This window comes from Sphingomonas kaistensis (assembly GCF_011927725.1).
Taxonomy (GTDB): Bacteria; Pseudomonadota; Alphaproteobacteria; order Sphingomonadales; family Sphingomonadaceae; genus Sphingomicrobium; species Sphingomicrobium kaistense.
In genome coordinates this window covers 460,106-471,479 of sequence record NZ_JAATJC010000001.1, presented here as the reverse complement: position 1 = coordinate 471,479, position 11,374 = coordinate 460,106, and the positions used below count along the sequence as shown (strand labels likewise).

The following is an 11,374-nucleotide window of genomic DNA, read 5'->3' as shown; positions in this document are numbered from 1 at the left end:
TCCAAAGGTAGCGCCAGACGGCGCCATGGGGAGGAAGGTGCCGCAACTTTCGCAAGCTTGCAACACTAATTCTCTCACGAGTGAATGTCTGCGTCGAAGCGGCTTTAGCGCTAGCGCCCGAACAGCTTGTCGAGCTCGCCGCTGACCAGCGGGTGGTAGAGCGACCGGGCGCGTGGATAGGTGCGCTGCGCGATCGGGCGGCCCCAGCTCTGGTCCTTGTTGAGTGCGAGGTAGAGCGGCCGGACGAACTTGCGGCGACCTTGGGCGGCGAGAAACGCTTCGAGCGAGGGCACGGCCGGATCGTAGCGGTTGGCGACCGCCAGGCTGAGCCAGGCGAACTTCACCTCCATATTGCCGACCCCGTCCAGCCCGAACGCGCGGTCGAGGGCGTCGAGGCGGGCGCGGCCCTGTTTGCGCGGCAGGCGATTGAGGAAGCGCAGCCGCTCGTCGGTGGTCCAGCGGGCCCAGGCGGCGGTCGGAAGGGTGCCGCCGGCATGGGCCGCGACGGCGGCGTCGACCTCGGCAAAGGCCTGGGCGTCGGCCGGGACGGCGTTGGCGGGGAGGCCGGGCTCATAGACCCAGCGGTCGAGCTGGAGCAGCTGCTCGAGCGCGGCATCGCCGCGGACCAGGTCGCGGCGAACGGCGGCGAGGAATTGCGCGCTGGTGACCGGCTGGAACGCGTGCTCGTCGAACCATTTGCGCAGGAACGGGTCGAAGCGATCGCGCCCGACGTTGGACTCGATCATGCGCAGGAAGGCGGCGCCCTTTTCATAAGCGATGTCGGTCAGCCCGTCGTCGGGGCTGCGGCCACGCAAATCGATCGCCAGCCTTGTGTCGGCGGTTGGCAGGTTCTTCAGCTCGCCGTTGAGGCTGTCGATCCCGAGCGCGATCTGCTGGTCGGCGACTCGCTTGCCGTAAATCGCCTCGACGACTCGGCTGGTGGCGTAGGTGGTGGTGCCCTCGTTGAGCCAGAAGTCGGCCCAGGTCGCGTTGGTGGCAAGATTGCCCGACCAGCTGTGCGCCAGTTCGTGCGCGATCAGGCTGACCAGGCTCTTGTCGCCGGCGATGAAGGTCGGGGTGAGGAAAGTGAGGGTCGGGTTCTCCATCCCGCCGAAGGGGAAGGAGGGCGGCAGCACGATCATGTCGTAGCGACCCCAGCGATAGGGACCGAACAACCGCTCGGCGGTCTCGACCATCTTTTCCGTGTCCTCGAGCTCCCGGGCCGCGGCGGGCAACGTGGCGGGCTCGGCCCACACGCCGGTTCGGGCGCCAAGCGACTGGAACTTGAGGTCGCCGATGGCGATCGCGATCAGATAGGGCGCGACCGGCTTGTCCATGCGGAAGTCGAAGGTCTGCGTGCCGCCGGTGCTGACGATGATCTCGTCCGACTTCAGGCCGCTCATCACCGCGGTGAGACCCATCGGAACCGTGATGCGCGCCGCCCATGTCTGGCGGATGCCGGGGCTGTCCTGGGTGGGGATCCAGCTGCGGTTGAGAATCGCCTGGCCCTGGCTGAACAGGAACGGCTGGCGCTTGCCGGCGGTCTGTTCGGGGGTCAGCCACTGCAGGGCGGCGGCATCACGGGCGGTGTAGGCGATGCGGATCTTGCGGGTGCCGGGCGCAAGCTGGATCGTCAGCGGCCGCCCGATCGCATTCTGCGCGGCGCCGAACGCGAAGGCGAGCGGTGCGCCGGTCGCGGCGTCGGTGACGGCGCTGACCTGATAGCCGTCGCTGTCGAGAATGATCTCCCTGGCGGTCGGCCGGCGGTCGATGTCGAGGGTCGCGGTCCCTGCCACCGCCCTGGCGGCGAAATCGAAGCGGAGGTCGAGGTCGACATGCGTGACCCGCGCCTCGAGCGGCCGGGCGAAACTGTGGGGATCGGCGGCGTCGGCGGTGGCGAGAACCGGAGACGTCGCGGGGGCCGAGGAGGTTCCGGAAGGAAGTGTCTGGCAGCCCGAGAGGGCAATGGCGGACGCGAGGAGGAGGGCGAGGCGGGTCATGAATCTCTCTTGCCGAACAGGCAGGCGGGCTGCTGCCGAACGCCTGCGGATGGATCCTGTCTACTTCGCCCAACCTGAATATGGGCCTGTTGCGGCGATGGCCGAGGCCCGCTGCCAAGGCAAGTTCGGTGCTTTGGGCGGCCAACAGCGACTTTCCAGCAACAGCCGAAAACCCCTTTGTAATCATAAATTTACGGAATCTTGCGAATCTCCTCCTGCTCGGCTTAAACAAAGGATGGCAACGTCATGCGTTCATATGCAGCCGACACTCGTGCTACCACGTCCGTCGCAGTAATTTCGCTCCTGCTGGTCCTGCCCGCCTCACCGGCACAGGCGCAGGCCACCCCCGATACGATCATCAGCGTCTGCTCTGGTGTAAGCCTGCCGCGGTCGGTCGTGACCTCGATCATCGACCCGGTCGTGACCGGCATCTATGCGCCAATCGAAACCAATCTCAACGGCACGCTTGCGGTGCTGACCAATCCGCTGCTGGGCATCACCGGACTTCCGGCGCCGCTCAGCGTCGACGTCAACGGACTTCGCACCTCCGCCGCGAGCGGATCAAACATCAGGCTCAGGGCGATCGCCAATGACGGCACCCTCATCGGGCCTGGCGACCCCTGCAATGCGCAGGCCGACAGCTTCATCCTGACTAACCCCAAGGGCGTGTCGATCGGCGGCAATGCGATCACCGGTCTCGGTGCGTCGGGCGAGGAAGCGGTCGCCGGCGAGATCAATTCCATCGCCATCGGCAACCGCGCTGGGACCGATGCCCTTGCGCTGGGTTCGATCGCGCTCGGGACCGACGCCAGTGTCGGCGCCGGCGGGACCGGCTCGATCGCGTTCGGCCGGGGCGCCTCGGTCACCGTTGCCAACAGCGTTGCGCTGGGGGCCGGTTCGATCGCGTCGCGCGGACCCCAGGCGGGGTCGGCCGGCGAAGTGTCGGTCGGCGCGCCGGGAGCGTTCCGCCAGATCACCAACGTCGCCGACGGCACCGCCGCCAGCGATGCCGCAACGGTCGGTCAGCTCCAGGCGATCGCCGCCCAGCTGTCGAACAACGCCGTCCAGTACAGCAACAGCAGCAATACCAGCGTCGTGCTGGCCGGGGCGGGCGGGACCACCGTCAGCAATGTCGCGGCCGGTGCGGTGACGGCATCGTCGAGCGATGCGGTGAACGGGTCGCAGCTGTTCGCCACCAACCAGCTGGTCGCGGGCAACACGACCAATATCACCACGCTCCAGGGTGATGTCAGCCAGCTCCAGACCGACGTCGCGAACAACAGCTCGGCGATCACCAACCTGCAGACGAGTGTCGCCGGGAACACGTCCGCCATCACGACGCTGCAGACCGACGTCAGCAACCTGCAGACCAACGTTGCGGGCAACACCACCGCGATCACCAACCTGCAGTCTGGCCTCGCCACGACCAATGTCGCGGTCAGCAACCTCCAGACCAACGTCGGAGCGATCCAGACCAGCGTCTCGAGCAACACCACGGCGATCAGCAACCTGCAGGCGACGGTGGGCGGAAACACCACCGCCATCACCAGCCTGCAGACGGCCGTCGCCGGAAATACCACGGCGATCACCAATCTCGAAGCCAATGTCGCGGGCAACAGCAGCGCGATCACCAGCCTCCAGACCAACGTAGCGGGCAACACCACCTCGATCGCCAATCTCCAGACCAGTGTCAGTGGAAACACCACCGCGATCACCAATCTGTCGATCGACGTGGCCGGCAACACTGCCGACATCGGCCAGCTCGAGGACGTGATGCTCGACGTTCGTGCCGACCTCGATGCACTCGCGCAGACGGTCGCCGACCTCGATCTCGGCAATGCGGGGCCGGTCCGCTACAGCAATGCGGCGACCCCGACGCAGGACAATGGCGGCACGCCGACCAACGACGTGACTCTGGTCGGGGCAGCGCCGGGACCGGTGCGGGTGCACAATGTCGCGGCCGGCGTAGTCGCCGCGGGATCGACCGATGCGGTCAACGGCGGCCAGCTGGCGGCCACCAACGTCACCGTCGCGGCGGCCCAGCAGACCGCCACCCAGGCCCTGCAGGCAAGTCAGAATGCGGTCGCCTATGACAGTTCGGCCCGGACCAGCGTGACGCTGGGCGGATCGGGGGCGAGCCAGGCGGTACAGCTGCGCAATGTCGCGGCGGGGACGCTCGGGACCGACGCGGTGAACCTCAACCAGGTCCGCGACCTTGCCGACACTGCGCTTCGGTCGGCCAACAACTATACCGACCAGCGCCTCGCCGCGTTCAGTTTCGACCTCGGCGAAGCGCGCAAGGAAGCCCGGGCGGGCGCTGCGGCGGCACTTGCCGCGGCGGGCATGCCGCAGGCGATGGACGCTGGCGCCAACATGCTCGCGGCCGGGGTCGGGACCTACGGCGGCAAGACGGCGATTGCGATCGGCGGGTCGCATCGCACGGAAAACGGCAAGGCCGTGTTCCGGATCGGCGTCACCTACGACAGCAACAGCAAGGTGGGTGCAAGCGGCGGGGCAGGCATCCAGTTCTGACCCGGCGCGGGCGGGGAGGAGGCCGCAAGCCGTCTCCTCGCCCCGCTTCCCCTGCGTCCAAAACCAGGGCCCGCTCGCAATGACGGGGGCGGCAAGCTATATGTCGCAGCCATGGCCACCGACAGCGCCCTCCTGTCCGAACCGCCGCCGCGCCGGCGGGCACGGGCGCTGACCCCGCGCAAGGGGCCGATCGCGCGCACGGTCGGGCTCGACGCGCCCTTCTTCGCCGACAAGAACCGCGCCTTCTGGGTGCTGCAATCGGCCGGCTGGGTCGGCTATTTCATGCTCCGGACGCTGTCGGGCATCGCCAATGCGGTGCCGGCGATGTTCGTCGTCCACACGCTGCTGCTGACCGCCACCGGCTATTCGCTGACCCTGCTGCTGGCGAGCCTGTACCGGCGGCTGATCACCATGCGGGCGATCTATACGGTGATCCTGAGCCTTGCGGCGGTCGGCATCGCCTCGGGCTGCTTCTCGGTGATCGAGACGTGGAGCCATGCCACATTCGTGCGGCCGGGGGCGAACCCGGTTGGGGTGCAATTGCTCGGCCCGATCCTGCTCAACTTCGCGCTGCTGGCGGCCTGGTCGGCGCTTTATTACGGGATCAACTATTACCTGCTGCTGGAAGAGGAGATCGACCAGCGGACCCGGCTGGAAAGCCAGGCGTCGAGCGCGCAGCTGGCGATGCTGCGCTACCAGCTCAATCCGCATTTCCTGTTCAACACGCTGAACAGCATCTCGACCCTGGTGCTGTTGAAGCAGACCGAGCGGGCCAATGCGATGCTTGCGCGCCTGTCGAGCTTCCTGCGCTACACCCTCGCCAACGAACCCACCGCCCAGGTCACGCTGGCGCAGGAGGTGGAGACGCTGAAGCTGTACCTCGAGATCGAGAAGATGCGATTCGAGGATCGGCTTCGCCCGCATTTCCGGATCGAGGCGCAGACCATCGGGGTGCGGTTGCCGAGCCTGCTGCTCCAGCCTTTGGTCGAGAATGCGATCAAATATGCGGTGACGCCGAGTGAAACGGGCGCCGACATCTGGGTCACCGCCATTCCGGAGGGGGACAACGTCCGGATCGAGGTGGCCGACAATGGCGCTGGCGGGCAGGATGCGCTGGTCGCCACCCAGTCGACCGGTGTCGGTCTGGCGAACACCCGCGACCGTCTGGCGCAAGCCTATGGCGAGCGCCACCGTTTCGCGACACGCAAGAACGAACAAGGGGGATTCAGCGTTATCGTCGAGATTCCGCTCGATGCACGGCCGCTCGGGCTGTGACCGGCGGCGAACCCAAAAAAGGACCTGCATGACCATTCGCACCATCCTCGTCGACGATGAGCCGCTGGCCACCCAGGGGCTGATGCTACGGCTTCAGGCGCATGACGATGTCGAGGTGATCGCCACCGCCAGCAACGGCCGCGAGGCGATCCGCGCGATCAAGACCCACAAGCCCGACCTCGTCTTTCTCGACATCCAGATGCCGGGGTTCGACGGATTCTCGGTGATCCAGGGGCTGATGGACGTCGATCCGCCCTTGTTCGTCTTCGTCACCGCTTATTCGGAGCATGCCCTGCGTGCGTTCGAGGTCCAGGCGGTGGATTATCTCGAAAAGCCGGTGCTCGAGGACCGGCTTGCGACAACCATGGAGCGGGTCCGCCAACGGATGGCCGAGCGCGGCGCGCAGCAGCACGCCGAACGGCTGGCCGAGGCGCTGGCCGAACATGCCCCCGAAGCCGCCGAGGAGATTGGCGAGAGCGCTCCGGCCGCAGCGCCCGAATCCGGCCGGTTCGAGAAGATGATCAACATCAAGGACCAGGGGCAGATCTTCCGTGTCGATGTCGACACGATCGAGCGGATCGATGCCGCCGGCGACTACATGTGCATCCAGACCGGAGACAATACCCTGATCCTTCGCGAGACGATGAAGGATTTGGAGAAGCGTCTCGACCCGCGTCGGTTCCAGCGCGTCCACCGGTCGACCATCGTCAACCTCGACCTCGTCCGGCAGGTCAAGCCGCACACCAATGGCGAATGCTTCCTGGTGCTGAACTCGGGCGCGCAGGTGAAGGTCAGCCGCAGCTATCGCGACGTGGTGGCGCGTTTCGTCCACTAGGGGGCGGCACGCTGGTTGCCGCCCGGCCCCTATACGATAGATTGCGGTCATGGCGAACAAGGGCGGGGACTTGCTGACAGAAGCGCTTGGAGGGTTCGACTTCAAGCGCATCCTCGGCATTGCCGATGCCCTGCCGATGCCGCTGGCGCTGATCGACCGCAACGAGCGCTACCTGTTCTGCAACCAGGCGCTGGCCGAATTCCTGGAACGGCCGCGGAGCGACATTCTCGGGCATGGGATCGGCGAGGTGATCGGCAAGGCGGCCTACGAGATCCGCAAGCCGCTGATCGCCGCCGCGCTGAAGGGCGAGCGGCAGTGGTTCGCCGCGCAGTATGATCACCCCAGCCGCGGCACGGTGGCAATCCAGACCCAGTATCTTCCGCAGGTCGAGGCCGACGGGTCGATCTCGGGGATCGTGATCCTGGTCACCGACGTGACCGAGCAACGGGTCGCCGAGCGGGCCTTGCGCGAATCCGAGGCGCGCTTCCGGCGGATCGCCAACAATGCCCCGGTGATCATGTGGGTGACCCGGCTCGACCGGCACCGCGAGTTCGTCAACGACGAATATCTCAGTTTTACCGGGGTCGCCCGCGACCAGGTCAATGCGCACGAATGGCGCGACTTCATCCATCCCGACGATTTCGAGCGAGTGGTGGTGGAAAGCATGGCCGGCGAGGCCAGCCGGCGGCCCTTCAGCCTGGAAGCGCGCTACAAGAGGGCGGACGGGGCCTATCGCTGGCTGAGTTCGGTGTCCTCGCCCCGGTTCGGGCCGGACGGGGAGCTGATCGGGTTCATCGGTGCGGCCTTCGACGTCACGGTGGCCAAGGAGGCCGAGCGCGAGCTTCGCCAGCAGGTCGACGAGCGCACCGCCGAGGTCCGCGAAAGCGAAGTCCGTCTCCGCGCCATCTTCGACAGCGTGCGCGAAGTGGTGGTGCTGCTCGAGCCCGACGGGACTGTGATCCAGCTCAACCGCACCGAAGCGAGCTGGCGCGACAAGCGCGCCGACGAGGCAATCGGCAAGAAATTGTGGGAAGCTCCGACCCTCTCCGCCTACCCGGAGCATAAGGAGGCCGTCAGCGGCGCCATTGCACTGGCGGCGACCGGGGTGCCGGTCACGCGCGACATCATTCTCGAGCGGGCGGGCTCGCCTACGGCTTATCTTGACGTGTCCTTCCGCCCGGTCGCCGACCGTGACGGGTCGGTCATGTACATCCTGTTCGAAGCGCGCGACGTCACCGAGCTCAAGGCCGCGCAGGAGCAGCTTCGCCAGAGCCAGAAGATGGAAGCGCTGGGCCAGCTGACCGGCGGTATCGCGCACGACTTCAACAACCTCCTGACGGTGGTGGTCGGCGGGCTCGACCTGATCGTCCGCCGGGCCGAGGACCCCAAGCTGCAGCGCTACGCCAAGAATGCGCTTGAGGCGGCCGAGCGCGGTGCGCGGCTGACGGCGCAATTGCTGGCGTTCAGCCGCGTCCAGCGGCTCGAGGTGCGACCGACCCTGGTGGCGCCATTGATCGCAAACATGCGCCCATTGCTGCGCAACGTGCTGGGGCCGGGGATCGAGAAACGGATCCAGCTCGACGATGCCGCCATCCCGGTGCTGGCCGATCCGACCCAGCTCGAGCTTGCGGTGCTCAATCTTGCGATCAATGCCCGCGACGCGATGCCCGAAGGCGGTCTGTTGAGCATCACCACGTCGCCGGTGACTGTCAGCGACGATCCCGAGCTGGAGGCGGGCGACTATGTCGAGCTGAGCATCGGCGACACCGGATCGGGCATGCCTGAGGAAGTGGTCGCCCGCGCGTTCGAGCCGTTCTTCACGACCAAGGAAGTGGGCAAGGGCACCGGGCTCGGCCTGTCGATGGTCTATGGCGTCGCGCGCCAGTCGGGCGGCACGGCGCGGATCGAGAGCCGGCCGGGCGAAGGAACCACCGTTCGCCTGTACTTCCGTCATGCCGAGGGTTCGCAGGCGAAGCTGGAAGCGGAAGCGGTCGCCGAGGAAAGCGAGGACCAGGCGGCCGAACCTGCGGCGCGGGTGCTGGTGGTCGACGACGATCCCGACGTCCGCGGCTTCGTCGTCGCGAGCCTTGAGGACCTTGGCTACCAAGTCGCCGAAGCGGCAGATGGCGAGGCGGCGCTGACGGAATACCGGCGCGAAATGCCCGACCTGGTGGTGCTCGATTATCTGATGCCCGGCATGTCGGGGGCCGACGTCGCCCGCGAGATCCGCCAGGCCGCGCCCGAGCAGCGGATCCTGTTCGTGTCAGGCTATAACGAAACCGATGCGATCAGGGCCGCGGCGCCCGGCGCCGCACTGCTTGCCAAGCCGTTCCGGACCGAAGCGCTGGCCGCCTGCGTCCGCAAGGTGCTGAGCGGGGGCTAGCTGGCGAGCTTGCGGGCGTCGAGGCCCATGACCAGCTGGTTGGCGCGGTCGTAGGACAAGGGCTTGCCGAACAGATAGCCTTGGATGGTGTCGCAGCCCAGTTCGCGCATCCGCTCGAAATCCTCGGCCGTCTCGACACCTTCGGCGGTGACCGACATGCGGAAGTCCTTGGCGAGCTGGACGATCGACTTGATGATCGCGACGTTGCCCGGGCGGGTGCCGGCATCGCGCACGAAGCTGCCGTCGATCTTCAGTTTATGGAACACCGCCTTGTTCAAATAGCCGATCGAGGAATAGCCGGTCCCGAAATCGTCCAGCGCGATTCCGACGCCAAGCGCGCGGAGGCGGCCAAGGATGTCGAGGCTGCGGCTCGAGCTGTCGAGGAACACGCCTTCGGTCACTTCCAGCTCGATCCGGTTGCCCGGCAGCTTGTGGCGGGCAAGCGCCTGGCTGACCACGTTGGGCAGGTTGGGCAGGATGATCTGCTTGGGGCTGACGTTCAGCGCGACGGTGATCGGGGCGGGCCAGGTCGCGGCGGCGCGGCAGGCTTCCTCAATGATCAGCTCGCCGAGCGGACCCATCAGGCCGCATTCCTCGGCCACGGGGATGAACACGTTGGGCGGCACGAAGCCGCGGCGCGGGTGGTTCCAGCGGACCAGCGCCTCGAACCCGACCAACTTCTGATTCTTGGCGCTGACCAAGGGCTGGAAGGCGAGGTAGAATTGGCGTGATTCAAGCGCGGCGCGGAGGTCGGCCTCGAGCCGGACCCGGTCTTCCTGCTCGCTCTGCAGTTCGGAACTGAAATAGCGCACCACCCCGCGGCCGGCGTCCTTGGCTTGATACAGCGCGAGGTCGGCCTTGAGGATGAGGTCGTCGACGGTGGCGCCGTCGATCGGGCCGAACGCGCAGCCGACCGATACGCCGATGCGGATTTCGGTGCCGTCGATCGAATAAGGCTCGGCGATGGCGACGATGATCCGGTCGGCAAGCTGCTCGACCTTGCGGCGGCTTTGCCCGTCGGGAATGACGATCGCGAATTCGTCGCCGCCGAGGCGCCCGACATGGCCGTCGGCCGCGACTTCGTCGCACAGCCGCTTGGCGACCGCCTGCAGCACCGCGTCGCCCTTGGGGTGGCCGAAGGTGTCGTTGACCGGCTTGAACCCGTCGAGGTCGAGGAACATGATCGCGCAGGGGACATTGCCCGCGGTGGCGCCGCGCAGCGCATCGCCGAGCAGCTGGCGGACCCGGCCACGGTTGGGCAGGCCCGATAGCACGTCGACATTGGCGAGGTGGGTCAGCCGTTCCTGGGTGTGGCGGACGTCGGTGATGTCGAGCCCGACGCCGCGGAAGCCTTCGAACCGGCCGGCGGTGTCGATGATCGGGTCGCCCGACAGCGAGATCCAGCGATTGCCGCGCGCGGTGCGCAACTCCATCTCGAGGTTGGTGAAGGTCTGCTTGTCGAGCAGGACCTGGCCGAGGTCGGAATGGCCGCCGAGCAGCGACGGCAGCGAATGGCCGAGGATCTGGGTCGACGGCTTGCCGATCAGCGAGCCCATCCGGCTGGAGATGTAGATGACGCGGTTGTCGGCATCGACCTGCCACAGCCAGCCGACACCGCGCTGCTCATATTCCTGCAGCAGCAGCGAGGCGCTTTCGGATTGCGAGCCCATGTCGGCGCTGGTCTTGAGCTGGGCGGCGGCCCACCGCGCGACGGTGAGGATGCCGATGATCGACACGCCCGGTACGAACAGCATGGCCAGCAATTGCTGGAGCTCGATCGTCGAATGCATGAACAGCAGGGCAATCACCAGACCGGCGGTGAAGGCACTCATCCAAGCCACCGCACAGGCGAACACCACGACCAGGCCGAGCCCGGCGATACCGACCCCGGCGATCAGGGTTCCGGCAATGATCTGCCCGGTCGTCGACAGGGTCGGGAAGAGATAGACCGGAAGGCTCAGCCACAGGCCGGCGCGGAGCACCACGTCGCCGATCATCATGGTCAGCGGCACCGATTGGCCGGCCCGCCCGACGCAGGTCACCGCCTGGCTCTGGCTCCAGCGCATGGCGAGGTAGTTCGCCGCCGCGACGAGGCCCGCCCAGCCGAGCAGCAGCACCGGCGAGATCGAACCCCACAGGGCTGCCGTGAACAGGCAGGCCGCGGCGATGTTGGTGAGCGCGAAGAAGGGGGCGAGCTGGCCGCGGGCGATCAGCTGCACATCCTTCAGCGGAGACGCCGCAGAGCCGCTTTCGCGGGCAAATCCAGCCGATTCGCCGTCGGGAAGCCGAGCGGCGATCATTCGCTTGTAACGGTCGGGGGCTTCGTACATCGGCTCGCTGAGACTCCTG

At 66.9% G+C, this 11,374-nt stretch carries 6 protein-coding genes; 4 read left to right on the top strand and 2 right to left on the bottom strand.

The annotated features are described in order from the left end of the window. Positions 1-110 precede the first annotated feature (110 nt). The gene (locus tag GGQ97_RS02210; protein ID WP_168067438.1) at positions 111-2,000 is read right to left on the bottom strand and encodes a M1 family metallopeptidase; all 1,890 of its coding nucleotides are present in this window, start codon (positions 1,998-2,000) and stop codon (positions 111-113) included. Between the two features lie 246 nt (positions 2,001-2,246). Between GGQ97_RS02210 and GGQ97_RS02205 the strand changes: the two genes are divergently transcribed. From GGQ97_RS02205 to GGQ97_RS02190, 4 genes are all read left to right on the top strand, one after another. Further along, positions 2,247-4,532 (top strand): YadA family autotransporter adhesin, encoded by a 2,286-nt coding sequence (locus tag GGQ97_RS02205; protein ID WP_168067437.1) that lies wholly within the window; start codon positions 2,247-2,249, stop codon positions 4,530-4,532. Between the two features lie 111 nt (positions 4,533-4,643). Then, positions 4,644-5,807: a sensor histidine kinase gene (locus GGQ97_RS02200; RefSeq protein ID WP_168067436.1), complete on the top strand. Its 1,164-nt coding sequence runs from the start codon at positions 4,644-4,646 to the stop codon at positions 5,805-5,807. Between the two features lie 28 nt (positions 5,808-5,835). After that, the gene (locus tag GGQ97_RS02195) at positions 5,836-6,642 is read left to right on the top strand and encodes a LytR/AlgR family response regulator transcription factor (protein ID WP_168067435.1); all 807 of its coding nucleotides are present in this window, start codon (positions 5,836-5,838) and stop codon (positions 6,640-6,642) included. Positions 6,643-6,691: 49 nt separating this feature from the next. Further along, positions 6,692-9,025: a PAS domain-containing protein gene (locus GGQ97_RS02190; RefSeq protein ID WP_168067434.1), complete on the top strand. Its 2,334-nt coding sequence runs from the start codon at positions 6,692-6,694 to the stop codon at positions 9,023-9,025. Here GGQ97_RS02190 and GGQ97_RS02185 read toward each other — a convergent pair. After that, positions 9,022-11,355, bottom strand: a complete 2,334-nt coding sequence (locus GGQ97_RS02185; RefSeq protein WP_168067433.1) for a putative bifunctional diguanylate cyclase/phosphodiesterase — start codon at positions 11,353-11,355, stop codon at positions 9,022-9,024. The two genes, GGQ97_RS02190 and GGQ97_RS02185, sit on opposite strands and share 4 nt — an antisense overlap. Positions 11,356-11,374: the final 19 nt, after the last annotated feature.